A 24581-nucleotide genomic window follows, 5' to 3' on the forward strand; every position below is an offset into this window, starting at 1 on the left:
CTTTAACAACCTTAGGTGACACATCCATGCAGCCCATGCTGAATATCGCGCTGCGCGCCGCCCGCAGCGCCAGTGAACTGATCTTCCGCTCCATCGAGCGCCTGGATACCATCAAGGTCGACGAAAAAGACGCCAAGGATTACGTATCCGAGGTCGATCGCGCCGCTGAACAGAAAATCATCGACGCCCTGCGCAAGGCTTACCCGAATCACTCGATCCGGGGTGAAGAGACCGGCCTGCACGCCGGCACCGGTATCGAAGGCGAAGAATACCTGTGGATCATCGATCCGCTGGACGGCACCACCAACTTCCTGCGTGGCATTCCGCACTTCGCGGTCAGCATCGCCTGCAAATACCGTGGTCGCCTGGAACACGCTGTGGTTCTGGACCCGGTGCGCCAGGAAGAATTCACCGCCAGCCGTGGTCGCGGCGCACAACTGAACGGTCGTCGCCTGCGCGTCAGCGGCCGTACCAGCCTCGACGGCGCCCTGCTGGGTACCGGCTTCCCGTTCCGCAACGACCAGATGGACAACCTCGACAACTACCTGGGCATGTTCCGCTCCCTGGTAGGCCAGACCGCCGGCATCCGCCGCGCTGGCGCAGCGAGCCTGGACCTGGCTTACGTCGCTGCCGGTCGTTTCGATGCGTTCTGGGAGTCGGGTCTGTCCGAGTGGGACATGGCCGCAGGCGCCCTGCTGATTCAAGAAGCCGGCGGCCTGGTGAGTGATTTCACCGGCGGTCACGACTTCCTTGAAAAAGGCCACATCGTTGCCGGCAACACCAAATGTTTCAAGGCAGTGCTGACGGCGATCCAGCCGCACCTGCCGGCTTCGCTGAAGCGCTAAGCTTCGAACGAATCAGAAAAGCACCCTGCGGGGTGCTTTTTTTATGCCTGCAATTCGCGTCCTGACACCCAGCAAATCCAATGTAGGAGTGAGCCTGCTCGCGATAGCGGTGTTTCAGCCACCACCTGTTTTGAACGATAAATAGCTATCGCGAGCAGGCTCACTCCTACAAGGGATGGTGGTGATGCTTAAATCCCAGGCACAAAAAAAAGCACCCCGCAGGGTGCTTCTTTTCCAAACGGTGAAACCTTACTGACCCGGCTCGTTCTGCGACAGGATCAGCTTGCCTTCCTCGTCGACCGGAATCTGATTGCCCGGATCGCGGTCCATCCGCACTTTGCCTTCCTTGCCATCGAGTGAGTAACGAACGTCGTAACCGACGACCTTGTCGCTGATGTCATTGACCGTGTTGCAGCGGGTTTGCGTGGTGGTGTAGGTGTCACGCTCCTGCATGCCCTCCTGCACCTTGTTGCCCGCGTAACCGCCACCGACCGCGCCGGCCACCGTGGCAATTTTCTTGCCGGTGCCGCCACCAATCTGGTTACCCAGCAAACCACCGGCCAGCGCGCCAACCACGGTCCCGGCGATCTGGTGTTGATCTTTCACCGGTGCCTGACGGGTCACCGTTACATCCTTGCATACTTCACGTGGAGTCTTGATCTGTGTCTTGACCGGCTCAACGGCTAGCACTTGCGCATACTCAGGGCCGCTTTTAACCAGGCTGTAGGTGGCAACAGCACCCCCGGCTGTAACACCGACAGCACCCAATACCGCACCAACCAGCAACGACTTGTTCACATGAACCTCCTGACCATCACATGCGGGACGCGCCCGCGCTTCTCCCAGCCTTGGAGCACAAAAAAAGGCGCGAGTTCAACTCGCGCCTTTCGTGGCCTGACAGCCGGGGTTTCGAGGGCCGTTATGGACGGTCGTCGACTTCCTGCTCGGTGTTGGCCGGAGGAATCAGATCCTCTGTAGTCAGGTTCAGCCAGATCAGCACCACGTTGGCGATGTAGATCGACGAGTACGTACCCGCCAGCACGCCGATGAACAGCGCGATGGAGAAGCCGAACAGGTTGTCGCCGCCGAAGATCAGCAGCGCCGCGATCGCCAGCAAAGTCGAGATCGACGTCGCCATGGTGCGCAGCAGGGTCTGGGTGGTCGAGATGTTGATGTTCTCGATCAGCGACGCCTTGCGCAGGACACGGAAGTTCTCGCGCACCCGGTCGAACACGACGATGGTGTCGTTCAGCGAGTAACCGATGATCGCCAGCACCGCCGCCAGCACCGTCAGGTCGAAGGTGATCTGGAAGAACGACAGGATACCGATAGTCACGATCACGTCGTGGATCAGCGACACGATGGCGCCGACCGCGAATTTCCACTGAAAGCGGAACGCCAGGTAGATCAGGATGCCACCGAGCGCCAGGAGCATGCCGAGGCCGCCCTGGTCGCGCAACTCCTCACCGACCTGCGGACCGACGAACTCGACACGCTTGACCGTCGCCGGGTTGTCGCCGCCGACTTTCTGCAGCGCTTCCGCGACCTGATGGCCGAGCTGCGGGTCTTCACCCGGCATGCGCACCAGCAGGTCAGTGGTGGCACCGAAGTTCTGCACGATGGCTTCGTGGTAACCCGAGGTCGCCAACTGCTCGCGGACCTTGGTGACATCGGCCGGACGCTCGTAGGTCAGCTCGATGAGCGTACCGCCGGTGAAGTCCAGGCCCCAGTTCATGCCCTTGGTGACGACGCTGAACATCGCCAGCAGCGTGAGAAAAACCGTGACGCCGAACGCGAAGTTGCGAACGCCCATGAAGTTGATTGTACGTAACATGGCAGCCCCTTAAATCCACAACTTCTTGAAGTCACGTCCGCCAAAGATCAGGTTGACCATTGCGCGGGTCACCATGATGGCCGTGAACATCGAGGTAAAGATCCCGAGGGACATGGTCACTGCGAAGCCCTTCACCGGGCCGGTGCCCATGGCGAAGAGAATGCCGCCGACCAGCAAGGTGGTCAGGTTGGCGTCGAGAATCGCGGTGAATGCCCGGCCGAAGCCTTCGTTGATTGCACGCTGCACGGTCATGCCGGCGGCGATCTCTTCACGGATCCGCGAGAAGATCAGCACGTTGGCGTCGACCGCCATACCCATGGTCAGCACGATACCGGCGATGCCCGGCAGGGTCAGCGTGGCACCCAGCAGCGACATCAGCGCCAGCAACAGCACCATGTTCACCGCCAGCGCGACGGTGGCGATAACGCCGAAGAAGCGGTAGATGGCGATGATGAACAGCGACACGAACAGCATGCCCCACAGCGACGCGTCGATACCTTTGGTGATGTTGTCAGCACCCAGGCTCGGACCGATTGTGCGCTCTTCAGCGAAGTACATCGGCGCCGCCAGACCACCGGCACGCAGCAGCAGCGCCAGCTCGGACGATTCGCCCTGGCCGTTCAGGCCGGTGATACGGAACTGCGCACCCAGCGGCGACTGAATGGTCGCCAGGCTGATGATCTTCTTCTCTTCCTTGAAGGTCTGCACCGGCACGTCTTTCTCGACGCCGTTGATAACCTGCTTGGTGTAAGTCGTCACCGGGCGCTGTTCGATGAAGATCACCGCCATGCTGCGACCGACGTTCGAACGGGTCGCGCGGCTCATCAGCTCGCCACCGTGACCATCCAGACGGATGTTCACTTCTGGCGTGCCGTGCTCGCCGAAACCGGCCTTGGCGTCGGTGACCTGGTCACCAGTGATGATCAGACCACGCTCGATTTGCGCTGGCGGACGATTGCCTTCACGGAATTCGAACGACTCGGAAGTGGCTTTCGAAGCGCCCGGCTCAGCGGCCAGACGGAACTCAAGGTTGGCCGTCTTGCCGAGAATACGCTTGGCTTCGGCAGTGTCCTGCACGCCTGGCAGCTCAACCACGATGCGGTTGGCGCCCTGACGCTGCACGATCGGTTCGGCAACACCCAGCTCGTTGACACGATTACGTACCGTGGTCAGGTTCTGCTTGATGGAGTATTCACGGATTTCCGCCAGCTTGGCCGGGGTCATCGCCAGACGCAGCACCGGTTGACCGTTGAGGTCGGCCGGAACAATGTCGAAATCGTTGAAGTTCTTGCGGATCAGGCTGCGAGCCTGTTCGCGGCTGTCTTCGTCAGCGAAGCCCAGCTGAATGGCACCGCCCAGTTGCGGCAGGCTGCGATAACGCAGCTTTTCTTTGCGCAGCAGGCTCTTGACGTCGCCTTCGTAGACTTTCAGGCGTGCATCGAGGGCTTTGTCCATGTCCACTTCAAGCAGGAAGTGCACACCACCGGACAAGTCCAGACCCAGCTTCATCGGGTGCGCGCCCAGATTGCGCAGCCATTGCGGAGTGGTCTGTGCCAGGTTCAGCGCGACGACGTAGTCATCACCCAATGCCTTGCGCACAACGTCCTTGGCCGGCAGCTGGTCTTCAGCCTTGGCCAGACGGATCAGACCGCCCTTGCCACCCGCGGTCAGCGTGGCTGCCTTGACGTTGATGCCGGATTCTTTCAGCGCCGTGCTGACGCGATCCAGATCGGCCTGATTGACCTGCAGGGCCGTGCTGGCGCCGCTGATCTGAATGGCCGGGTCATCGGGGTAAAGATTGGGAGCGGAATAAATCAGACCGATCGCCAGCACCGCCAGGATCAGAATGTATTTCCACAGAGGGTATTTGTTCAGCATCACGCCGCCCGTTATGAACGCGGGGCGCCTTGCGCGCCCCGTCGATTGAGTAGAAGTTGTTGCTTTTAGATCGCTTTCAGCGTGCCTTTTGGCAGCGTGGCGGCGATGGCGCCTTTCTGGAACTTCATTTCAACGGTGTCGGAGACTTCCAGAACCACGAAGTCATCGGCAACCTTGGTGATCTTGCCGGCGATGCCGCCAGTGGTCACGACTTCGTCGCCTTTCTGCAGGCTGCTCAGCAGGTTCTTCTGCTCTTTGGCGCGCTTGGCCTGTGGACGCCAGATCATCAGGTAGAAGATGACCAGGAAGCCGACCAGGAAAATCCACTCGAAGCCGCCGCCCATTGGGCTTGCAGCAGCCGGTGCAGCTGCGTCAGCCATGGCGTTAGAGATAAAAAAGCTCATTTAGCACTCCAGTTGCAAATGTTGAATCTTGGGGTCAGAAAACTCAGTCCAAAGGCGGAACGGGAAGCCCGCGTTTGGCGTAGAAGGCATCGACAAAGGCGGCCAATGTACCCTGTTGAATAGCCTCGCGCAAACCAGCCATCAGCACCTGATAATGGCGCAAGTTATGGATGGTATTGAGCATGCTGCCGAGCATTTCGCCGCACTTGTCCAGGTGATGCAGATAAGCGCGCGAGAAGTTCTGGCAGGTATAGCAATCGCAGGTCGGATCCAGCGGCGATTCATCATGGCGATGGAACGCGTTACGGATCTTCAGCACGCCAGTATCAATGAACAGATGCCCATTGCGGGCATTACGGGTTGGCATCACGCAATCGAACATGTCCACACCGCGGCGCACACCCTCAACCAGATCTTCCGGTTTGCCAACGCCCATAAGGTAACGAGGTTTGTCAGCGGGCATCTGGCCCGGCAGGTAGTCGAGCACTTTGATCATTTCGTGCTTCGGTTCGCCCACCGACAGGCCGCCAATGGCGAGGCCGTCGAAGCCGATCTTGTCGAGGCCTTCGAGCGAGCGCATGCGCAAGTTTTCATGCATGCCACCCTGCACGATGCCGAACAGCGCCGCGGTGTTGTCGCCATGGGCATTCTTCGAACGCTGCGCCCAGCGCAACGACAGTTCCATCGATACGCGAGCGACATCTTCGTCGGCCGGGTACGGCGTGCATTCGTCGAAGATCATCACGATGTCGGAGCCAAGATCGCGCTGCACCTGCATCGATTCTTCCGGGCCCATGAACACTTTCGCGCCATCGACTGGGGAGGCGAAGGTCACGCCCTCCTCCTTGATCTTGCGCATCGCACCGAGGCTGAACACCTGGAAGCCGCCGGAATCGGTCAGGATCGGGCCTTTCCACTGCATGAAATCATGCAGGTCGCCGTGCTCTTTGATCACCTGAGTACCGGGACGCAGCCACAGGTGGAAGGTGTTGCCCAGAATGATCTCCGCGCCCGTGGCGACGATGTCACGCGGCAACATGCCCTTGACCGTGCCGTAGGTGCCGACCGGCATGAACGCCGGGGTCTCGACGGTGCCACGGGGGAAGGTCAGGCGACCACGGCGAGCCTTGCCATCGGTGGCCAGCAGCTCAAAGGACATTCGACATTCGCGACTCATTCTGTTTCCTCTGGGCCTGATTGTTCAGGGGCAGTTGGAGCGGGATTGCGGGTGATGAACATCGCATCACCGTAGCTGAAAAAGCGGTAACCGTTGTCGACCGCGGCTTTGTAGGCAGCCATGGTTTCCGGGTACCCGGCAAATGCCGAAACCAGCATCAACAGCGTCGATTCCGGCAAATGGAAATTGGTCACCAGGGCATCGACCACATGAAACGGCCGGCCCGGGTAGATAAAGATGTCGGTGTCGCCACTGAACGGCTTGAGCACACCATCGCGCGCCGCACTCTCCAGCGAACGCACACTGGTCGTGCCGACCGCGATCACTCGACCGCCGCGCGCACGGCAAGCGGCCACGGCATCGACCACGTCCTGGCCGACTTCCAGCCATTCAGTGTGCATGTGGTGATCTTCGATCTTGTCGACGCGCACCGGCTGGAACGTTCCCGCACCGACGTGCAGCGTGACGAACGCGGTCTCGACGCCCTTGGCCGCAATCGCTTCCAGCAACGGCTGATCGAAATGCAGTCCCGCCGTCGGCGCCGCCACCGCGCCCAGGCGCTCGGCGTACACGGTCTGATAACGCTCGCGATCCGAGCCCTCATCCGGGCGGTCTATATAAGGAGGCAATGGCATGTGCCCGACACGATCGAGCAGCGGCAGCACTTCTTCAGCGAAGCCCAGCTCGAACAACGCATCGTGACGCGCCAGCATCTCGGCTTCGCCACCGCCGTCGATAAGAATCTTCGAACCCGGCTTCGGCGACTTGCTCGAGCGCACATGCGCCAGCACGCGGTGGCTGTCGAGCACGCGCTCGACAAGAACTTCCAGCTTGCCGCCGGACGCTTTCTGCCCGAACAGCCGCGCCGGAATCACCCGGGTATTGTTGAACACCATCAAATCGCCCGGGCGCAAATGCTCAAGCAAATCAGTAAATTGACGGTGTGCCAGGGCGCCGCTCGGCCCATCGAGGGTCAGCAGGCGACTACCGCGACGCTCGGCCAAAGGATGGCGGGCGATCAGCGAATCAGGAAGCTCGAAAGTAAAGTCAGCAACGCGCATGATGGGGTTCGTCTAGCAGGGCCGGAAAGTCTAGCGGAATTATCGAAAATTGACCATGAAACGTGATTGACCAACGGTAATGACCTCTCTATACTTCGCCGCCATTGAGCCCTGATGGCGGAATTGGTAGACGCGGCGGATTCAAAATCCGTTTTCGAAAGGAGTGGGAGTTCGAGTCTCCCTCGGGGCACCAAAATTAAGAAAGGTCTTGCTTTGCAAGGCCTTTTTTTTCGTCTGTGGAAAAGTGGGCTGTTGGGTTTTCGTATGCCGGGGACGCAGAAGTTTGCCTTCAACAACCGCGCCGAGGATCAGAATTCAAAACCAAGCACAGCCCCACGAGACAAAGACCTGCTGAGCAAATTGTCGACGATTAAAAAAGGCCTCCGAAGAAGCATTTTTTGAATCCCGGCCATCTATTTTTTCCTGCAAACTTCAACGTCGTTTTGTGTTTTCAGATCGGTTTCGATGCCCAGCCGGTATCTGCAGTAATCGATGATCCAGTTTCGCTCCTCGTCCGTGAGTCGTTCGACTCGCCGAATTTCCCCATCATTGGCGTGGATGTTGTAAAACTTCATCTGAAACGTCGGATGCTTCTTGATGAACAGGATGGTTTCAATGTCTCCATCCTCCAGCGCTTCGTAATACCCAACGTAGAGCACGGTCACCAGAGCCAATCCAATCAGGGCAATCAGCTTCTTCATTCTTGTGACGCCGGAACCAACGCGCTACCGCCTAGCCAAGCGCTCACCCTTCCGGAGGCAGCAAGTCCATCAAAGAGTTGCTCAGGAAAATTTGCAGCAATGGTTTTGGCTCCATATTTTGGCGCTAGGGAAGAAGCCCGATTGGTTAACCGTGTCGCGAGTTTTGCCACAACCGACTCCTTATCGCGATCGCTTGGTCCATAAGACGTTCGGCTTCAAAGCCTACTGGCGATTTCCTTCCAGATGTAGGCGTATTCGTATTGGAGCCAACGAACCAGCACTTTATCGAACTGACGTCGAAACCAGTTGCGCTCTCTAGCTTGCAGCCTTTCCTCAATCGACTCTCTGAGTAGGTCGGGGTCAAAACCCGTCCATATAGGAGGCACAGCTGCAACGAGATTGGTAAAGCACACCGGCGCGACTTCTGAATAGAGAATTGAGTAAAGTGTTTCTGGGTCGACGCCTCTCACCTTATTCGCCAAATAGTCGTATTCGACGGGAAAATCGTTAAAGGGCTCGGAAAGAGCCGCTCTAATTTTGGTGAGCTGTGGCTCAGTCAGAAGATGTCCCAATGGGTGAGCTCCTCTAACTCTTCATCGAATGTGCTTGCCACCGCTTCGCCTGCAATACCACCGCCGATGGTTCCTGCCAAGACAACGGCTATTGCGCAAATGGGCGCGCCTGGGCCGCACAGTGCGCTAACGCCCATCCCCGCAAGAATACCGCCGACTGCACCAGCACCTACGATAATGCCTTGGCGAGCAGCTTCTTTGGGTTTGTTGTCGGCATTCAATATTTGATAGGTTGCTAAAGCCGCCGTCACGAGAACACCTAGCTTGCCCATGATCAGCATTTTTTTAGTGCCGGCCGTGAATCTCGCGTTATCACGACCCGATGATTCCAGGATCGCGTAATGAACCTTGTTCTTCTCTATGTCTGAAAGGCTGTCGTATCCCTTCTGAAACAGGTTTTCGGCATAGATATCCAAAAGCGTTTTGAGTCCCTTCCCCTCTTTCTTCTTCCTCTGAGCGATTGCCAACCCTTGCGCTGAGGTGAATTTACGATGCTCCATCATGATTTTGTTTCGCATCTCATGACTGAACTTCACGCCTTCTTGCGCCGAAATCCTCCCAGCCTTCACGTCATCTCTGACCTGCTGAGACATACGCTTGATGTTCTTGGTATAGCTCGATCTGATCTTTTCATCAGAGATCGCATCCAGTGAAAATCTCAGCGCGGTGCCCTCCATCAGCTCTAAAGCTCTATCAAGTGGCGAATCCTGCAAGGCATGCTCGCGCTGGACTACGTAGCTGCCTGTCACAATGTACGGCTCGGTCATAGGATGGTCCTTATCCCAATATTTTGCTCAAGAGGCTTTCAGTGAGAGACGAGCTTTCGGCGGGCTGTTCCTCCTCGAATTTGAGCATCAAACACGTCTTGCCGGATGGGTTCGCGAATTTAACTGCATTGTCTTTATCGAAGACACCTTGCAGCGACGATCCATCCTCGAAATGCGCGACACACGATAAGCCCTCATAACTTTCCTCTGCAGGAATTCTGAAGCCAATCCATCTGGCTTGCCCGATTACGGGTTCCGGCGGAACAAACTCGTAGGGTGTATGCGTGTCACCAATGATGATCGTGCTCGATCCACCGATGACAATGCTGCCGTGCGTACCGCCCGTATTGATGGTGGCAGCGTTTTTGCCGTTGATGAAAACGGTTGAGGAAAGCCCCGAGGAGAGCGCACTGCCGCAGGTGCATGTGTCGCCTTGGCGAGCTGCGGGCAAGCCATCGAAAAACACGTCAGGAGAACCGGTCGCGATGGGGTTTGTTCCGTGCCCGGGAACAGGACAGCTAGAGGGATCGCTCTTACGTGCGGCTGGGTTAGCCATGGATGACTCCTGTCATAAAATCCGTACGAAAGGCAAAACTAGCACGAACTCAGCCTGGATAACCGCTCTCGTCCTCCAACAAAAGCGCTCGGTTAGCGAACCGGCCTTTTTTGCTATTTCGGAGGCAGATCGGCTGGTACCGTGTTGGCGCTTATAGATCTCCGTCACATTTCGAGATCGGATGCGCGCTGACTTTCCAACGCAATCCCAATCAAACCGCCACATCAAAATGAATGTCAACGCTGCGCCAGCGGCTCGTATAATCACGCCCGCGCTACAGGCCTACCGGCTGCATCTTCGTGTGCGCATCGGTTCCAAGTCCTCCACTTCAACTGACAAGACGCCCCATGGAAACCTCACTGGAAACCATCGCCCTCTTCTCTCTCAAACTCGCCTACGAGGAGGAAGGCCTGAGCCCGATTCTGCGTGATGACATGGTCATGGGAGATTACCAGAAGGACATTTTCGAGCTGTTGGTCAAGCGCGGCGATGTGCAGGCGATTCAGTTCAAGATGAACGAATGCCTGAGCCTGGCGATGGATGCATTGGGCGGTGTCGAGAAGCCGTTGGGGCGGGAGTTGAGCAAGTTGTCGGTGCAGTTGAGTCGGGCGCAGTCGCTGGAGCAGTTGGATCAGCCGCTGCTCGCGATCAAGGGGTATTTGCGCGACATTCTTTGAATGCCGCGCGGGGATTGGTTAGAGCAGATAGCTGGAAATGTACTTCGAAATTTCCACCATCGACGTCTTGCCGGTGAATTCGAACTTCACTTTCCCTAGTGACGAAAAGTAGATCTCCAGTTCCGAATCCAGGTCGAACGTGCCCGATGTTTCCACGGAGTAGGCGACGATGTTCTTGTACGGCAGCGAGGTGAAATCCTTTTTGCTGCCGGTGATGCCCTGGACGTTGACGGCGATGATGCGTTTGTTGGTGAACACCACGCCGTCGCGCATGGCTTTGTAAGCGTCGATGACTTGTTCGCCTTCCAGCAACAGCGCGGTAACGCGCTCGGCGTACTCGTCGTTCTGTTTGAGTTTGAAGAAGCCTTTGTTGTTGAAGTCGATCATCTGTCCATCCTCTGGTTGAAGAAAAAATCCTGCACTTTACTTACGCACTCTGACGACTCGAATGTCGCTCGCCCCGCCGTGACACAGACGAAGAAAGTGGCGCGAAGCTACTATTTTGCTATCTTGCCGTCCACTGCCGACGACGAGGTTTCGAGCGCCTCGACGGTATCGATTTTCTAAGGACACGCAGCATGCTGGCTTTGCTTTACCTGTTCATTTGGACTGTGGTGTGGGTCTGGATCGCGACCGAGCGCGGAAACTGGAATCTGATTCAGGCCAACCTGGCAGGCGCTGCCGGTGGTTTTGTGGTCGCGATGACCGTTTCGGTCATCGTCTCAAGCCTATTCCCGTCAGATGCAGCTTCGTCGACACACTTCAAAGGAAGCGTACTGGCTGTGACCACCACAGCAGGCGTGCTGGCGGGTGTCTGGATGTGGATGGCCAGTCGACCACGGCCAGCGCATCCGCTATTACGCCACATCGGGGCGGGTCTCTGTGCAGTGGCCGCTGGCGTGACGACATTAACGATTATTGCAGTCAACTTGCGCTGAGCAGCGCACTCACCGCTGGCGTTACGCGTGGGTTTTGCTATCGTGCCGCCCATCGTCAGCGCTCACCACGGGAGTGCGTTGATCTTGGCTTTTTGAAGGGTTAAGGAAAGGATCGAATGGATTTTTTGCGCTTGCTGGCATTTGTTGCGGTGTGGGGTTTCATGTGGCGCTGGGTGGTGAAGAACCGCGGCAGCTGGAATCTGTTTTTCGGCAATATGGTCGGTTTGGCAGGCGGTTTGATCGTCGGCCTGGTGGTGTTGTCCATCAGCCTTTCGCTGTTCCCGATGGCACACGAGCCGAAAACGCAGGCCGTCGAAGAAACCGCTGCCCAGACAGTCGATCCTGCTGCGGTGATGCCTGAAGCCGAGCCTGCGACCGTTACGGTAAAGGAGCCTGCGCCGGCACCTGCACTTACGCCAGCACCTACACCGGTACCCATGCCAGCACCCACCCCGGTCACCAGCAACCTTCCGACCTACGTTGCCAGCACACCGCAAAATGAGCCTTCGCCGCCGGAGTCTCCGCTCATGCCGTTTTATAGCCAGCGCATGGCAACGACGACGATATCGGAGAAGAAACTTGAAGACGTTGTGGGCGCGAACGTTGTCACCCTGCGCCGAATGATGGGAACGCAGCCTGACGCTGACAAGTCAGTACTGGCAGCGGTCATGTGCGTTCCGTTCGTGCAAAGAGCCATGCGTTTTCCGGCGGCGGCGATGATTACTCCACGAGCCAAAACCGATAGCCGATTGTTCAAGGATCAGACCTACACCATCACCAATACCGTCACCGCCCGCAATATGCTTGGCGACGACGTTCTCTACCAATTCGATTGCTCGATCAAACAGTTGCCGGCCGATGCTGCAGGTTATTCCGACTGGCAATTGCTCGACCTGAAATTGAAGAAAGCCGACTCTTAAGCCTCGCTTAAGCGCTCAAGGCGCCGGCTGCGTTATCATCGCCAGCCTGTACGCCTTGAGCTTTGCCCTTCGATGTCTCGACACCTGACCGATACCTCTTTGCTGCCGCCGGTTCTGGCCGGCCCGCTGTTGCGCCGTCTGCAGCCAACGCGGCTGGTCATGTGGCTGGTCGGCAGCCGCGAACTGGCGCTGACCTTGCGCCTGCAAGGTGTAGGAGACATTCCCCTCGATGCCGGGAAATGCACGGTCATTCCCGTAGGCCGTCACGCGTTTGTTCACCTCATTGATGTTGCCCTCGACAGCGTCCTGCCCTGCAATACGCGTATCGACTATGACCTGCTGATTGATAACGCCGCGGGTGTTGCCGACTGGGCGCCGCATCTGCTGTATGGCGAGGCGACGAGTCCGAACTTCGTCCTGCGCGCGCGGATCGATCAGTTGCTGCATGGTTCCTGTCGCAAGCCGCATCACCCGGCAACCGATGGTCTGCTTTGCGTTGATCAGCTGTTGGCTGAGGAAGCCGATCCGCAACAACGCCCGGCGCTGCTAATGATGAGCGGCGATCAGGTCTACGCCGACGACGTCGCCGGGCCGATGCTGCGGGCGATTCATGCGTTGATCGAACGGCTCGGCCTGTTCGACGAACACCTCGAAGGCGCGGTGGTCAGCGACAGTGCCAAGCTCTATGAACACCCGGCCAGCTACTATCACCGCGCGGATTTGTTACCGGCGCTGGAGAGCAACGAGACGTTGCGCGAGCGATTTTTCGGCGGTGCGCGTAAGCCGATTTTCACCAGCAGCAGCGCCGACAATCATCTGGTGACCTTCGCCGAAGTCATGGCGATGTACCTGCTGGTGTGGTCGCCGATACCGTGGGCGTTGATCAACCCGCAGGCACCGACGCTGACGCCGCCACGCCTGAAGCGCTACCGCCTCGAACAGACACGCATCGATGCCTTCAAGGCTGGCCTCGGCAACGTCGCCCGGGCAATGGCGCATCTGCCGAGCCTGATGATTTTCGACGATCACGACATCACCGATGACTGGAACCTGTCCGCGCAGTGGGAAGAAACCGCCTACGGCCATCCGTTTTCCAAGCGCATCATCGGCAACGCGCTGATCGCTTATCTGTTGTGCCAAGGCTGGGGCAACAATCCCGATGCGTTCAAGGACGTATTGGCCAAGACCCGACAGCTGAGCGCCAGCGGCGATGACGGTTATCTGGACCAACCGGTGCAGGATGATCTGATCGATCAGCTACTGCGCTTTCAGCAGTGGCACTTCGTTCTGCCGAGCAGCCCGGCGCTGGTGGTGATCGACACGCGCACGCGGCGCTGGCGCAGTGAAATGGCGCTCAAGCAACCTTCGGGTTTGCTCGATTGGGAGGCATTGAGCGAACTGCAGCAAGAACTGCTCGATCACCCGTCGGCGATCATCGTTTCCCCGGCACCTATCTTTGGCGTGAAGCTCATCGAGACTGTGCAAAAGGTCTTCAGCTGGTGCGGTTATCCGCTGTTGGTCGATGCGGAAAACTGGATGGCCCATCGCGGCGCCGCGCAGGTCATCCTGAATATTTTCCGCCACTCGCGCACACCGGGTAACTACGTGGTGCTGTCGGGTGACGTGCATTATTCCTTCGTCTACGAAGTGCTGATCCGCCATCGCAAGGCCGGCCCGCGTATCTGGCAGATCACCAGCAGCGGCATCAAGAACGAGTTTCCGCCGACCCTGCTGGAATGGTTCGACCGCCTCAACCGCTGGCTCTACTCACCGCGCTCACCGTTGAACTGGTTCACCAAACGCCGGCAGATGCGCATCGTGCCGTACACGCCCGAACATGCCGAGGCCGGGGAACGGTTGTGGAATTCAGCGGGGATTGGACAGGTGTTTTTCAATGAACAGGGACAGCCGCGAGAGATCATTCAGCACAACTCGAACGGGGCGGTGAAGACGCGGATGTTGGCGCCGGAGTTGGAAGATAAATTCGAGTAAGACCTTCAAGTGTGGGAGCGAGCCTGCTCGCGAATGCAATCTGTCAGTCAACACAGATGTCGACTGACATTCCGCTTTCGCGAGCAGGCTCGCTCCCACAGTGAAATGGGCAAGCCATCAGTTCACGGCCAGTGCTCGCCCAACCCCTCTGACAATCATCCCCACCTCCCGCTCATCAATCGTCAACGGTGGCAGCAGCCGTATGGTCTTGCCGCGGGTGACGTTGATCAACAAGCCATGATCCCGTGCCGCAATCAGCGTCAGGTCGCGCACCGGTTGTTTCAGCTCGATGCCGATCATCAGTCCCTGTCCGCGAATCGCCAGCACATTGGGGTTGTCGGCGAGCTCTGCGCGTAACCGGGCCAACAGGCGCTCACCTTGTACCCGCGCATTTTCCAGCAAACCTTGTTCTTCGATGATGTCCAGCACGGTGCAGGCGACCCGGCAGGCCAATGGGTTGCCGCCGAAGGTGCTGCCGTGGCTGCCGGGGGTGAACAGGTCGGCCGCGCGGCCGCGTGCCAGGCATGCGCCGATCGGCACGCCATTGCCGAGGCCTTTGGCCAGGGTCATGACGTCGGGAACGATGCCTTCGTGTTGAAAGGCGAACCACTGCCCGGTGCGGCCCATGCCGGTCTGGATTTCATCGAGCATCAGCAGCCACGCGTGGCGATTGCACTGCTCGCGCAGAGCTTTGAGGTAACCGGGCGGCGCGACCTGCACGCCGCTTTCGCCCTGAATCGGCTCGACCAGAATCGCCACGATGCGCCCGCCGTGTTTACGCTGCACCTGCTCCAGCGCGGCGAGATCGCCGAACGGCACTTTGACGAAATCCCCCGGCAATTCGTTGAAGCCCAGGCGCACCGCCGGGCCATCGCTGGCCGACAAAGTGCCGAGCGTGCGGCCATGAAACGCGTTGGCCATGACCACCACCAGCGGCTGTTCGACACCCTTGCGCCAGCCATACAAGCGCGCGAGTTTCAGCGCGGTTTCATTGGCTTCGGCACCGGAGTTGTTGAAGAATGCGCGCTCCATGCCCGCCAACCGGGTCAGACGTCTAGCCAGTTGTTGCTGCCAGTCGATGCTGTACAGATTGGAGGTGTGCAGAAGCAATCCCGCCTGCTCGCTGATCGCCGCGACAATGCGCGGATGCGAGTGGCCGACGTTGGTCACCGCCACCCCGGCCACCGCATCCAGATATTCACGACCGGCCTGATCCCACAGGCGAGTGCCCAGGCCTTTGGTGAAGCTGAGGGCCAGTGGTTGGTAGGTGTTCATCAGCGCGGCGGTCATGACGGGAAGCTCCAGTTCGGTCGGTGTGCTGGCAGTATGGTTAACCACCGAAACTGGATAAACTCGGCAAAACTTCAATCATTTGAAAGCCGGGCTTGATAATGGATTTGTTCCAGTCAATGAGCGTGTACGTCAAAGTCGTCGAAGGCGGGAGCATGACCGCGGCCGCTTTGCAGTGCGACATGTCGACGACCATGGTCGGCAATCACCTGCGCGCGCTGGAGCAAAGGCTCGGTGTGCAATTGCTGCAGCGCACCACCCGCCGCCAGCGGCTCACCGAATTCGGCAGCGTTTATTACCAGCGCTGCCTGGACGTGCTCGGCCTGGTCGCCGACTCCGAACGCCTCGCAGAGCAGGCCCTCGACGAGCCACGCGGTTTGCTGCGCATTGCCGCGCCGCTGACCTTTGGCGTCGAACGCCTGACCCCGGCGCTCAGCGAATACGCCCTGTTGTATCCGCAAGTAAAACTGGACGTGGTATTGACCAACGGCCGCCCGGACCTGCTGGAGAATGGCCTCGATGTTGCGTTCCGGCTGGGCAGTTTCGATGAGTCTTCCAACCTGATCGCCCGCCCCTTGATCGACTACACCCTGACGGTCTGCGCCTCGCCGGATTACATCGCCAGACGCGGCATGCCGCACACGCCACAGGACTTGCAGCAACACGACTGCCTGTCCTTCGCCTACCCTGCGGGGGATGACTGGCAATCAGTGGAAAAACGCTGGCGCCTCAGCGGCCCGGAGGGCGAAGTCCTTGTCGACGTGAGCGGGCCGCTGCTGATCAACAGCTCCGCCGGTCTGCACCAGGCAGCGCGTAACGGCATGGGCATCATGATGCTGCCCGATGCACTGGTCGAACAGGACCTGCGCGAAGGCAAACTAGTCAAGGTAGTCGCCGATTACCCACCACCGAGTCGGCCGATGCATTTGCTGTACGCGCCGGATCGTTATCGTTTGCCGAAACTGAGAAGGTTCGTCGAATTTGCGATGCGCACGTGGGGGAAACCTGACGCAGGGCGCTCAACAATCGAAAGCTGAAAAGGACATCAATCCATGCAGAACACACTCAACGTTCGCAACTTGCGTCCCGATGAGACAGAGTCGGCGCGGCTGTTTCTCAGCAAACATGGCTGGTGCCATCGCACCGGCGACGCCGAATCGTTCGCTCGCTTGATCGGCAATTCGCAACGCACTGCCATCGCCCTGCTCGGCGATCAGATCGTCGGCTTCGCCCGCGGCATCACTGACGAAATCTCCAATGGCTACCTATCGATGGTCGTGGTTGATGCTCAGCATCAACGCACGGGCATTGGCCGTGCGCTGGTTGAGCATGTGATGGGCGACAATCCTGACATCACCTGGGTACTGCGTGCGGGACGCGAGGGCGCGGAAGCCTTTTTCACCAGCCTTGGCTTCGAAACCTCCGTGATTGCCATGGAACGTCCGCGTCGGAAATAGCGATGCAGGGAAAAAACCCGACCACCAGCCCGTTGCTCCGTGACAACGCCGCCCCGCTCCCCTAAATTAGTCGGCCTGAAAAAGCCCTGGGCTTGTTCGTCTCCATTCAAGTTAAAAGTAGTGAAATTTCAATGTCCGATTTCAACACCGCTGAATCCGTAGTCACCCAGTCGTCCAAAGCGGAATACGAAAACTCCATCAATCTTTCACAACACCTGCCACAAGCCAAAATCATCAGCGAGATGGTCCTCGACGCGTTTCAGTCGACCCGCGAGAGCGACCAGATCCGCGAACTGCGCGCCGCCATTCGTCAGGCTCACGATAGCTTCGATGACGACAAGGCCTACGAACTGATGGGCGAACTCAAAGCACTGAAAGACGCCGAAGCTGCGGACCTCGCCGCGCTGGAAGACCTGAGCAGCAAGTTCTCGATCGGGCGCATTCTGTCCAGCTTCAAGGACGACCCGGCGTTTCAGGAAATCGTCTACGGCCTCGCGCTGAAAGTGCTGAACCAGACCCATCAGGCGATCAGCAATCCGGGCGGCAGCAAGGGCAAGGCTGCGAAGAAGAAAGAAGTCGAAATCTTCACCATCAGCAAGGACGGCGCCAGCGTGACCCTGCCGCTGCGCACGCCGCGTTCGCGTCTGAATGTGGATCGTGAAGCGCTGGAATTCCTTGGTTTTACCTTCGTGGGTGAAGGCGATGAAGCCGAGCTGGAAAGCGAAACCTTCCTGGATAATGCCGGGACGGAACAGGCTGTGAACCGCAAGAACATCATCACTGCGCTGCAGCAGAAGACGGCGTTTGACGGGTACAGCATCGCGGCGCAGTAAGCTGCTGAGTGCTTGTGAAGAAGCCCCACGCTGAGTGATCAGACGGGGCTTTTTTTTCGGCTGGGGATTTGGCGGTGTTACTTGGATTGTAGCCCCTCACCCCAGCCCTCTCCCCCAGGAGAGGGAGCCGATCTGCGAGCCGTTCAAGATTCGTGTTCGACGCGATATTCCGTTTCGACGTATCTCGCCCAGCCACTCGATCAGTCCCCTCTCCCTCCGGGAGAGGGTTAGGGTGAGGGAAACAGGCACCACAGACCTCAAGCCGAAGCATGCACCGCCGCAATCATGTCCACTTCAATCGCCGCATTCTTCGGCAACTGATACACGCCGATAGTCGTGCGCGTATGCCGCCCGGCGTCGCCCAGTACATGGCTGAACACATCCGAAGCACCGTTGGCCACTTCACTCAGGTCGACGAAATCAGCCGTCGACTTTACATACACCGTCACCCGCAGCAGCGCGCGGATCTTGTCCAGCGACCCCACCGCATCGACGATCAACGCCAGGCAACGCATGGCGCTGATGCTTGCAGCGGCTTGCGCGTCCTTGAGCGTCAACTCCAGCCCGACACGGCCCGGATAGAGAATCTTGCCATTGACCCGCGGCACCATCCCGCTGATGTACAGCTCATCGTGATGCCGAATCAGCGGCGCGTAATTGCCACCGGCGGTGTTCTCGCCATAGATGTCGTAGTTCAGTTCTTCCGCCAGGGCGATAAAGCGCTCATCGCAGGTCATCCGTTCGGTCATTGCGCCCAGCCTTTTGATCAATGCTCAGATTAGGACAGTCGAGCACCGGGGAATGGCATGGGGCTACCGCTGTCACGGCTGGATCCAAATCTAGGTGGTTTGACAACCGATAGCAACCGTCTCGCCTGGAGACGCTCGCTGCCTCGACTCGTGCTGCCGCCATTTCCTCCACGCCTTGCATCAGCTCTCGAAAAAGATCGCGCTTGCTCATTTAGCCCATCTACCAGTGAATTGATGACTGCCAATCGTAGCGAAGGGTCCGCTTTCAAGGTGTAGTACATATCTGTACCGACAGACGGCCTTTTCGCAAATGCTCTGAGCGAGCCAGCCAATCGCCGCCAACAAAAAACCCCGCACATCTCTCCATGTGCGGGGTTTTTCGTGAAGCCTTTGAACCTTACGGCGCGTACGTCAGCAGCAGCTCGCTTGGCACCTTGAAGTCCAGGGACATCATGACGCTCAGCGCGGTGATGGTGAAGATCGAGAACACGAACAGCTTGCGTGCCCAGACCGTGTCATCCACTGCCTTGTAGCCGGTCCAGGCCATGTACAGCCAGTACATGCCCATGGCCGCGGCGACGGCGAGGTAGCTCATGCCGGCGTAGCCGCTGAAGGTCAGCATCAAGGTCGCTACGAGGAACGCCAGGATGTAGAGCAGGATGTGCTTCTTCGCCACTTGAATCCCGCGCTTCACTGGCAGCACCGGAATCGATGCGGCCAGGTAATCGTTGAAGCGGAAAATCGCGATGGCGTAGGAATGCGGCATCTGCCACAGGCTGAACATCACCAGCAGGGTTAGCGCGGCCATGTCGAAGCTGTTGGTGACGGCGACGTAACCGATCACTGGCGGCATGGCGCCCGACAGACTGCCCACCAGCGTACCGTGAACCGACTTGCGCTTGAGGTACAGGCTGTAGAAGCCGACGTAGATGATGAAGCCGATTACTGCGAACAAGGCCGCCAATGGGTTGGCCACCTTGTACAACAAGGCAACGCCGAGAACACCCAGAATGGTCGCGTAAACCAGGGCCAGTTTCAGGGAGATCAAGCCCTGGACCAGCACACGGTTCTTGGTGCGTTCCATCTTCAGGTCGATGTCGCGGTCGATGCAGTTGTTGAACACGCAACCGGAGGCCACGACCAGGGAAGTACCGATCATGGCGGCCAGAAACACCGCCAAATCGACATGCCCTTTCGAGGCCAGGAAGAACCCGCCTGCCACAGAAAGCACGTTACCGAAAATGATCCCCGGTTTGGTGATTTGGATAAAGTGCTTGAGCGACATCGGGTCTACCTCACTTCGCCATCATGTACGTGTGGATGCTGAACATGATCCACAGCGACAGGCCAACCAGCAGCACGATTACGATCGCCGTAAAGACGAAGGCGATCACGTTGTTGCGCTGAGCAATGGAACGGTCCAGGTGCAGGAAGTAATACAAGTGAACGATCACCTGGATCACTGCGAACAACAGCACGATTGCCAGCGTCGTCGCCTTCGGCAGGCTCGGGTACATCACCAGGCCGAACGGGATGACAGTCAGGATCACCGACAGGATGAAGCCGATCGCGTACGACTTGACGCTGCCGTGGCCAGCATCATGGCTGTCATGGGAGTGTGCATTAGCCATTACAGAGTCCCCATCAGGTAAACAACGGTGAATACGCAGATCCACACCACGTCCAGGAAGTGCCAGAACAGGCTCAGGCAGCTCAGACGGGTCTTGTTGGTCGCCGTCAGGCCGTGCTTGTTGACCTGGTACATCATCACGCCCATCCAGATCAGACCTGCCGAAACGTGCAGACCGTGAGTACCGACCAGGGTGAAGAACGCCGACAGGAAGCCCGAACGGCTAGGACCGAAGCCCTCGGAGATCAGCAGGTGGAACTCGTTGATCTCCATGGCGATGAAGCCCGCGCCGAGCAGGAAGGTCATGAACAACCAGCCCAGGACCGCCTGCTTCTTGCCTTTGTACAACGCCAGCATGGCGAAGCCGTAGGTGATCGAACTGAACAACAGCAGAGCGGTTTCGCCCAGCACGTAAGGCAGTTCGAAGATGTCGTGGCCCGACGGGCCACCGGCAACGTTGTTTACCAGTACTGCGTACACCGCGAAGATCGACGCAAACAGAATGCAGTCGGTCATCAAGTAGAGCCAGAAACCGTATACGGTCATCTCGCCCGAGTCGTGGTGATGGTCATCGTGCCCATGGTCACCATGGGCGTGTCCAACATTGGTCACTAAGTTCGACATGGTTTAAGCCTGTTCCAACGAGGTTTCAACACGGGTGGCACCGGCCGGGATTTTCCCTGCCGCGACCAGACGCTTGTGCTGCTCGGCTTCGATACGCTCGATCGTTTCAACCGGAACCATATAGCCCTGGTCGTCACGTGCAGCGTGGATCACGAAGTAAACGACGGTGCCCACCAAGCTGGCGATCGCCAACCACCAGATGTGCCAGATCATCGCGAAACCGAAGACGGTCAACAGTGCGCCCATCACCACGCCAGTGGCGGTGTTGTTCGGCATGTGGATCGGCTCGTACTTGGCCGGACGCTGGTACGCAGTACCGTTTTCCTTGGCTTCAGTGAACGGGTCGATGCAGTCAGCCTTAGGCAGCACAGCGAAGTTGTAGAACGGTGGTGGCGACGAGGTCGACCATTCCAGCGTGTGCGCATTCCACGGGTCACCGTGATCGCAAACGTTCTCTGGCTTGTTGCGGTCACGCACACTGACGTACAGCTGGATCAGTTGGCAGGCGATACCGACAGCGATCATCACCGCACCGAACATGGCCACGTACAGGTACGGTACCCACTCAGGGTTGGTGGTGGCGTTCAGACGACGGGTCATGCCCATGAAGCCCAGTGCATAGAGCGGCATGAACGCGACGAAGAAGCCCGAGATCCAGAACCAGAACGCTGCTTTACCCCAGCCTTCGTGCAGCTTGAAGCCGAACGCTTTCGGGAAGTAGAACGCGAAGCCAGCGATGTAACCGAATACCGCACCGCCGATGATTACGTTGTGGAAGTGCGCGATCACGAACAGGCTGTTGTGCAGCACGAAGTCAGCACCCGGGATGGCCAGCAGTACGCCGGTCATGCCGCCGATGGCGAAGGTCACCATGAAGCCCAGGGTCCACATCACCTGGCTGGTGAAACGCAGACGGCCCTGGTAGATGGTGAACAGCCAGTTGAACAGTTTCACACCCGTCGGGATGGAAATCAGCATCGTCGCCAGACCGAAGAAGGCGTTGACGCTGGCACCCGAACCCATGGTGAAGAAGTGGTGCAGCCAAACCATGAAGCCCAGTACCGAGATCGCGCCCGAGGCATAGATCATCGAGTGGTGGCCGAACAGCTTCTTGCCGGTGAAGGCCGAGATCACTTCCGAGAAGATGCCGAAGGCCGGCAGGATCAGGATGTAAACCTCAGGGTGGCCCCACGCCCAGAACAGGTTGACGTACATCATTGGATTGCCACCAAGTTCATTGGTGAAAATGTGGAAATCCATGTAACGGTCAAGCGTCAGCAGTGCCAGGGTCGCGGTCAGGATCGGGAACGAAGCCACGATCAGAACGTTGGCCCAGGTGCAGGTCCAGGTGAAGATCGGCATGTCCATCAGTTTCATGCCAGGGGTACGCATTTTCAGCACGGTCGCGAGGAAGTTGACCCCCGTTAGCGTCGTACCCAATCCGGACAGCTGTAGCGCCCAGATGTAGTAGTCCATGCCCACGCCAGGGCTGTATTGCAGACCCGACAGCGGCGGATAGGCAACCCAACCGGTCTTGGCGAATTCGCCGACGCCCAGCGACAGGTTGATCAGCACAACGCCGGACACCAGCAGCCAGAAGCTCAGGGAGTTCAGGAACGGGAACGCCACGTCACGCGCGCCGATCTGCAGCGGCACTGCAAGGTTCATCAGGCCGGTGAAGAATGGCATCGCCATGAAGATGATCATGATCACACCGTGAGCGGTGAAAATCTGGTCATAGTGTTCAGGTGGCAGGTAGCCAGGCGAACCTTCGGTGGCCATGGCCAACTGAGTACGCATCATGATCGCGTCGGCAAAACCGCGCAGCAGCATGACCATGGCGACGATGATGTACATCACGCCGATTTTCTTGTGGTCGACCGACGTCAGCCACTCGGTCCACAGGTACGTCCACTTCTTGAAGTAAGTGATCGCAGCGAACAGCGCCAGACCACCGAGGGCGATCATGGCGATGGTCACCATCACGATCGGCTCGTGGAATGGGACTGCTTCCCAACTTAATTTACCAAACATCGTTTACTCCTCTGCCCCGGCAGCTGAATGCGAACCCGCGTCAATATCCGTGGCCGCCACTTCTTTCTCTTTCTTCTCGTGCTTCAGCGGCTTGCCCGGCTTCATACCTTCGTACTTGTCGACGATGATCTGGAACTGGTTCGGCGTGACCGACGAGTAGAGCTCGACTGGGTTGTTCTGGCTCGGTTTGGCAAGGGCCGCGTACTCAGCTTGATCAAGCTGTTTAGGTGACTTCTTGACTTCACTTACCCAGGCGTCGAAATCTTCCTGAGTGGTGGAGATAGCCTTGAATTTCATACCGGTGAAACCGGCGCCGCTGTAGTTGGCGGAGATACCGTCCATTTCAGCGTTGCGGTCGGCGATCAGGTGCAGCTTGGTCTGCATGCCCGCCATCGCGTAGATCTGGCCGCCCAGACCCGGGATGAAGAACGAGTTCATCACAGCGTCAGAGGTGATCTTGAAGTTGATTGGCGTGTGCGCCGGGAACACGATCTTGTTGACCGTGGCGATGCCTTGTTCCGGGTAGATGAACAGCCACTTCCAGTCCAGAGCAACCACTTCGATGGTCACAGGCTTGACGTCGGACTGGATCGGACGATACGGGTCCAGTTCGTGGGTGGAAATGTAGGTGATGTAACCCAGAGCGATGATGATCAGGACCGGAATGGTCCAGACCGCCACTTCGATCTTGGTCGAGTGCGACCATTTCGGGGTGTAGACGGCGTTCTTGTTCGACGCGCGGTATTTCCAGGCGAACAGGAAGGTCATGACGATAACCGGCACCACGACCAACAGCATCAGCAGGGTCGCGGTGATGATCAGGTTTCGCTGCTCCAGGCCAACCTGGCCCGTTGGATTGAGCAAGGTCATGTTGCAGCCTCCCAGCAACAACGTGCCGAGCAGCGGCACTAGGCCTAGTAATCTGGGGTACCTGTTTTTACTCATCTCACGACCTCTAAAGCAGCTTGCGCAATGCAGTTGGGTTTTGATCGCCAACACTTCACCCTGCCAAGGGTTGGCATTTTCTTTGGATTGAATAAGGGCCGCCCGTCGCGCGTCAGACGCTCGACAAAACCTTGGGACAGCGTTCAGTTCTTATTCGAATTCGTGGTCAAAGGCCTTGTTACAGACCAATTCCATTTGGTGCGGAAAGTTGGAAAGGCACCGACACCTGGGTGTCTCGTAAGCCTCGCGGCCCGCTCGACACCCGACCTTCTGATCAGTTCCTTGATAAAGGCTGAACAGCGCCGGGAATTCAGTGCGGGCGATTGTAGATAGGTAGCGCCCTATACACCATGTCTTATCCCGAAATAATTTTTATCTTTTACAGCAACAATCCCTCGTCATTTTTGCAAAAGTGCTGCCTGTTGTTGAAAGGCATTCTCAACAAACACTGCAAAACCGGTAAGCACACCCGCGTCAGTTCAGACAGCTCCGAAGGTTTTTTCCGCACAGCGGAACGGCGCAAAGCCCGATAACCCAAGGCTTCTGGCCATCTGCCTGAAGCTGTTAAAACTGCCTGCTCTGGCACTCACGTCCTAAAGCAAAAAAACCGTCAGATCGACCAATCCTTTTTTGTAACAACGCGGCAATCGGAGTCTGCGGGCGCCTCTGCGACACCCCCTGTGTGACAACATGTCGC

Annotated in this window: 26 protein-coding genes and 1 tRNA gene; 9 read left to right on the forward strand and 18 right to left on the reverse strand. The window is 58.0% G+C overall.

Going from position 1 to position 24581, the window contains the following annotated elements:
• The first annotated feature begins 26 nt into the window (after positions 1-26).
• Positions 27-845 (forward strand): type III secretion system regulator SuhB, encoded by an 819-nt coding sequence (gene suhB / locus BLU52_RS19570; protein WP_090286039.1) that lies wholly within the window; start codon positions 27-29, stop codon positions 843-845.
• Between the two features lie 249 nt (positions 846-1094).
• Here the strand turns inward: suhB and BLU52_RS19575 are convergent, their stop codons facing one another.
• The 6 genes from BLU52_RS19575 to queA form a co-directional block, all read right to left on the reverse strand.
• The gene (locus tag BLU52_RS19575; RefSeq protein ID WP_090286042.1) at positions 1095-1643 is read right to left on the reverse strand and encodes a glycine zipper 2TM domain-containing protein; all 549 of its coding nucleotides are present in this window, start codon (positions 1641-1643) and stop codon (positions 1095-1097) included.
• Positions 1644-1764: 121 nt separating this feature from the next.
• Complete coding sequence (gene secF / locus BLU52_RS19580) at positions 1765-2679, reverse strand: protein translocase subunit SecF (protein WP_090286044.1); 915 nt, start codon at positions 2677-2679, stop codon at positions 1765-1767.
• Positions 2680-2688: 9 nt separating this feature from the next.
• The gene (secD, locus tag BLU52_RS19585; RefSeq protein WP_090286046.1) at positions 2689-4557 is read right to left on the reverse strand and encodes a protein translocase subunit SecD; all 1869 of its coding nucleotides are present in this window, start codon (positions 4555-4557) and stop codon (positions 2689-2691) included.
• 65 nt (positions 4558-4622) lie between these two features.
• Entirely contained in the window at positions 4623-4961 is a 339-nt protein-coding gene (yajC, locus tag BLU52_RS19590) for a preprotein translocase subunit YajC (RefSeq protein ID WP_016773317.1), read from the reverse strand.
• A 43-nt stretch (positions 4962-5004) separates the two neighbouring features.
• Positions 5005-6120, reverse strand: coding sequence for a tRNA guanosine(34) transglycosylase Tgt (gene tgt, locus BLU52_RS19595; protein WP_160768392.1), 1116 nt, complete (start codon positions 6118-6120; stop codon positions 5005-5007).
• Between the two features lie 14 nt (positions 6121-6134).
• Positions 6135-7199, reverse strand: a complete 1065-nt coding sequence (queA, locus tag BLU52_RS19600) for a tRNA preQ1(34) S-adenosylmethionine ribosyltransferase-isomerase QueA (protein WP_090286048.1) — start codon at positions 7197-7199, stop codon at positions 6135-6137.
• 108 nt (positions 7200-7307) lie between these two features.
• On the opposite strand from queA, the gene BLU52_RS19605 reads away from it, so the two are divergent.
• Positions 7308-7392, forward strand: a tRNA-Leu gene (locus tag BLU52_RS19605).
• A 220-nt stretch (positions 7393-7612) separates the two neighbouring features.
• Here the strand turns inward: BLU52_RS19605 and BLU52_RS19610 are convergent.
• From BLU52_RS19610 to BLU52_RS19625, 4 genes are all read right to left on the reverse strand, one after another.
• Positions 7613-7900 carry a hypothetical protein gene (locus BLU52_RS19610; RefSeq protein WP_090286050.1) on the reverse strand — a complete coding sequence of 96 codons (288 nt, stop codon included), beginning with the start codon at positions 7898-7900 and terminating at the stop codon, positions 7613-7615.
• A gap of 215 nt (positions 7901-8115) precedes the next feature.
• On the reverse strand, positions 8116-8472 hold the full coding sequence (locus BLU52_RS19615; protein WP_090286052.1) for a DUF7079 family protein: 357 nt from the start codon (positions 8470-8472) through the stop codon (positions 8116-8118).
• Complete coding sequence (locus BLU52_RS19620; RefSeq protein WP_090286055.1) at positions 8457-9239, reverse strand: hypothetical protein; 783 nt, start codon at positions 9237-9239, stop codon at positions 8457-8459. Before BLU52_RS19620 ends, BLU52_RS19615 begins: the two co-directional genes overlap by 16 nt.
• A 10-nt stretch (positions 9240-9249) precedes the next feature.
• On the reverse strand, positions 9250-9795 hold the full coding sequence (locus BLU52_RS19625) for a PAAR domain-containing protein (RefSeq protein WP_090286056.1): 546 nt from the start codon (positions 9793-9795) through the stop codon (positions 9250-9252).
• 347 nt (positions 9796-10142) lie between these two features.
• Between BLU52_RS19625 and BLU52_RS19630 the strand changes: the two genes are divergently transcribed.
• Positions 10143-10472 (forward strand): hypothetical protein, encoded by a 330-nt coding sequence (locus tag BLU52_RS19630; protein WP_090286058.1) that lies wholly within the window; start codon positions 10143-10145, stop codon positions 10470-10472.
• An 18-nt stretch (positions 10473-10490) separates the two neighbouring features.
• Here BLU52_RS19630 and BLU52_RS19635 read toward each other — a convergent pair whose 3' ends face one another.
• Positions 10491-10859 (reverse strand): PH domain-containing protein, encoded by a 369-nt coding sequence (locus BLU52_RS19635; RefSeq protein ID WP_090286060.1) that lies wholly within the window; start codon positions 10857-10859, stop codon positions 10491-10493.
• 191 nt (positions 10860-11050) lie between these two features.
• On the opposite strand from BLU52_RS19635, the gene BLU52_RS19640 reads away from it, so the two are divergent.
• The 3 genes from BLU52_RS19640 (at position 11051) to BLU52_RS19650 (ending at position 14322) form a co-directional block, all read left to right on the forward strand.
• Positions 11051-11410, forward strand: coding sequence for a hypothetical protein (locus BLU52_RS19640; protein WP_231987983.1), 360 nt, complete (start codon positions 11051-11053; stop codon positions 11408-11410).
• A gap of 116 nt (positions 11411-11526) precedes the next feature.
• The gene (locus BLU52_RS19645) at positions 11527-12330 is read left to right on the forward strand and encodes a hypothetical protein (protein ID WP_090286062.1); all 804 of its coding nucleotides are present in this window, start codon (positions 11527-11529) and stop codon (positions 12328-12330) included.
• 72 nt (positions 12331-12402) lie between these two features.
• Complete coding sequence (locus BLU52_RS19650; protein ID WP_090286064.1) at positions 12403-14322, forward strand: alkaline phosphatase D family protein; 1920 nt, start codon at positions 12403-12405, stop codon at positions 14320-14322.
• A 117-nt stretch (positions 14323-14439) separates the two neighbouring features.
• Here the strand turns inward: BLU52_RS19650 and BLU52_RS19655 are convergent, their stop codons facing one another.
• Positions 14440-15612, reverse strand: coding sequence for an aspartate aminotransferase family protein (locus tag BLU52_RS19655; RefSeq protein ID WP_090286066.1), 1173 nt, complete (start codon positions 15610-15612; stop codon positions 14440-14442).
• Between the two features lie 101 nt (positions 15613-15713).
• Here BLU52_RS19655 and BLU52_RS19660 point away from each other — a divergent pair, with 101 nt between their 5' ends.
• The 3 genes from BLU52_RS19660 (at position 15714) to BLU52_RS19670 (ending at position 17902) form a co-directional block, all read left to right on the forward strand.
• Positions 15714-16649: a LysR family transcriptional regulator gene (locus BLU52_RS19660; RefSeq protein ID WP_090286067.1), complete on the forward strand. Its 936-nt coding sequence runs from the start codon at positions 15714-15716 to the stop codon at positions 16647-16649.
• 15 nt (positions 16650-16664) lie between these two features.
• A complete protein-coding gene (locus tag BLU52_RS19665) occupies positions 16665-17069 on the forward strand; it encodes a GNAT family N-acetyltransferase (protein ID WP_090286069.1) in 405 nt (134 codons plus the stop codon).
• A 131-nt stretch (positions 17070-17200) separates the two neighbouring features.
• A complete protein-coding gene (locus BLU52_RS19670) occupies positions 17201-17902 on the forward strand; it encodes a hypothetical protein (protein ID WP_090286071.1) in 702 nt (233 codons plus the stop codon).
• Between the two features lie 257 nt (positions 17903-18159).
• Here the strand turns inward: BLU52_RS19670 and BLU52_RS19675 are convergent, their stop codons facing one another.
• From BLU52_RS19675 to cyoA, 6 genes are all read right to left on the reverse strand, one after another.
• Positions 18160-18651, reverse strand: a complete 492-nt coding sequence (locus tag BLU52_RS19675) for a RidA family protein (RefSeq protein ID WP_090286073.1) — start codon at positions 18649-18651, stop codon at positions 18160-18162.
• A 397-nt stretch (positions 18652-19048) separates the two neighbouring features.
• Positions 19049-19936, reverse strand: coding sequence for a heme o synthase (gene cyoE / locus BLU52_RS19680; protein WP_090286075.1), 888 nt, complete (start codon positions 19934-19936; stop codon positions 19049-19051).
• 10 nt (positions 19937-19946) lie between these two features.
• Positions 19947-20282, reverse strand: coding sequence for a cytochrome o ubiquinol oxidase subunit IV (gene cyoD / locus BLU52_RS19685; RefSeq protein WP_007916940.1), 336 nt, complete (start codon positions 20280-20282; stop codon positions 19947-19949).
• Positions 20282-20905 (reverse strand): cytochrome o ubiquinol oxidase subunit III, encoded by a 624-nt coding sequence (cyoC, locus tag BLU52_RS19690; RefSeq protein ID WP_090286077.1) that lies wholly within the window; start codon positions 20903-20905, stop codon positions 20282-20284. Before cyoC ends, cyoD begins: the two co-directional genes overlap by 1 nt.
• A gap of 3 nt (positions 20906-20908) precedes the next feature.
• The gene (gene cyoB, locus BLU52_RS19695) at positions 20909-22939 is read right to left on the reverse strand and encodes a cytochrome o ubiquinol oxidase subunit I (protein ID WP_090286080.1); all 2031 of its coding nucleotides are present in this window, start codon (positions 22937-22939) and stop codon (positions 20909-20911) included.
• A 3-nt stretch (positions 22940-22942) separates the two neighbouring features.
• A complete protein-coding gene (gene cyoA / locus BLU52_RS19700) occupies positions 22943-23884 on the reverse strand; it encodes a ubiquinol oxidase subunit II (protein WP_090286083.1) in 942 nt (313 codons plus the stop codon).
• Between the last annotated feature and the right edge of the window lie 697 nt (positions 23885-24581).

The organism is Pseudomonas granadensis (genome assembly GCF_900105485.1).
GTDB classification, from domain to species: Bacteria; Pseudomonadota; Gammaproteobacteria; order Pseudomonadales; family Pseudomonadaceae; genus Aquipseudomonas; species Aquipseudomonas granadensis.

Bases quoted from the DNA above. Each gene is read 5' to 3' on its own strand.
- BLU52_RS19645 (WP_090286062.1), top strand. From the start codon at position 11,527: ATGGATTTTTTGCGCTTGCTGGCATTTGTTGCGGTGTGGGGTTTCATG.
- suhB (WP_090286039.1), top strand. From the start codon at position 27: ATGCAGCCCATGCTGAATATCGCGCTGCGCGCCGCCCGCAGCGCCAGT.
- queA (WP_090286048.1), bottom strand. From the start codon at position 7,199: ATGCGCGTTGCTGACTTTACTTTCGAGCTTCCTGATTCGCTGATCGCC.
- BLU52_RS19650 (WP_090286064.1), top strand. From the start codon at position 12,403: ATGTCTCGACACCTGACCGATACCTCTTTGCTGCCGCCGGTTCTGGCC.
- BLU52_RS19670 (WP_090286071.1), top strand. From the start codon at position 17,201: ATGTCCGATTTCAACACCGCTGAATCCGTAGTCACCCAGTCGTCCAAA.
- BLU52_RS19610 (WP_090286050.1), bottom strand. From the start codon at position 7,900: ATGAAGAAGCTGATTGCCCTGATTGGATTGGCTCTGGTGACCGTGCTC.
- BLU52_RS19655 (WP_090286066.1), bottom strand. From the start codon at position 15,612: ATGACCGCCGCGCTGATGAACACCTACCAACCACTGGCCCTCAGCTTC.
- BLU52_RS19660 (WP_090286067.1), top strand. From the start codon at position 15,714: ATGGATTTGTTCCAGTCAATGAGCGTGTACGTCAAAGTCGTCGAAGGC.
- BLU52_RS19640 (WP_231987983.1), top strand. From the start codon at position 11,051: ATGCTGGCTTTGCTTTACCTGTTCATTTGGACTGTGGTGTGGGTCTGG.
- cyoE (WP_090286075.1), bottom strand. From the start codon at position 19,936: ATGTCGCTCAAGCACTTTATCCAAATCACCAAACCGGGGATCATTTTC.
- BLU52_RS19635 (WP_090286060.1), bottom strand. From the start codon at position 10,859: ATGATCGACTTCAACAACAAAGGCTTCTTCAAACTCAAACAGAACGAC.
- cyoC (WP_090286077.1), bottom strand. From the start codon at position 20,905: ATGTCGAACTTAGTGACCAATGTTGGACACGCCCATGGTGACCATGGG.
- BLU52_RS19675 (WP_090286073.1), bottom strand. From the start codon at position 18,651: ATGACCGAACGGATGACCTGCGATGAGCGCTTTATCGCCCTGGCGGAA.
- BLU52_RS19665 (WP_090286069.1), top strand. From the start codon at position 16,665: ATGCAGAACACACTCAACGTTCGCAACTTGCGTCCCGATGAGACAGAG.
- BLU52_RS19620 (WP_090286055.1), bottom strand. From the start codon at position 9,239: ATGACCGAGCCGTACATTGTGACAGGCAGCTACGTAGTCCAGCGCGAG.
- tgt (WP_160768392.1), bottom strand. From the start codon at position 6,120: ATGTCCTTTGAGCTGCTGGCCACCGATGGCAAGGCTCGCCGTGGTCGC.
- cyoD (WP_007916940.1), bottom strand. From the start codon at position 20,282: ATGGCTAATGCACACTCCCATGACAGCCATGATGCTGGCCACGGCAGC.
- BLU52_RS19630 (WP_090286058.1), top strand. From the start codon at position 10,143: ATGGAAACCTCACTGGAAACCATCGCCCTCTTCTCTCTCAAACTCGCC.
- cyoA (WP_090286083.1), bottom strand. From the start codon at position 23,884: ATGAGTAAAAACAGGTACCCCAGATTACTAGGCCTAGTGCCGCTGCTC.
- BLU52_RS19625 (WP_090286056.1), bottom strand. From the start codon at position 9,795: ATGGCTAACCCAGCCGCACGTAAGAGCGATCCCTCTAGCTGTCCTGTT.
- cyoB (WP_090286080.1), bottom strand. From the start codon at position 22,939: ATGTTTGGTAAATTAAGTTGGGAAGCAGTCCCATTCCACGAGCCGATC.
- secF (WP_090286044.1), bottom strand. From the start codon at position 2,679: ATGTTACGTACAATCAACTTCATGGGCGTTCGCAACTTCGCGTTCGGC.
- secD (WP_090286046.1), bottom strand. From the start codon at position 4,557: ATGCTGAACAAATACCCTCTGTGGAAATACATTCTGATCCTGGCGGTG.
- yajC (WP_016773317.1), bottom strand. From the start codon at position 4,961: ATGAGCTTTTTTATCTCTAACGCCATGGCTGACGCAGCTGCACCGGCT.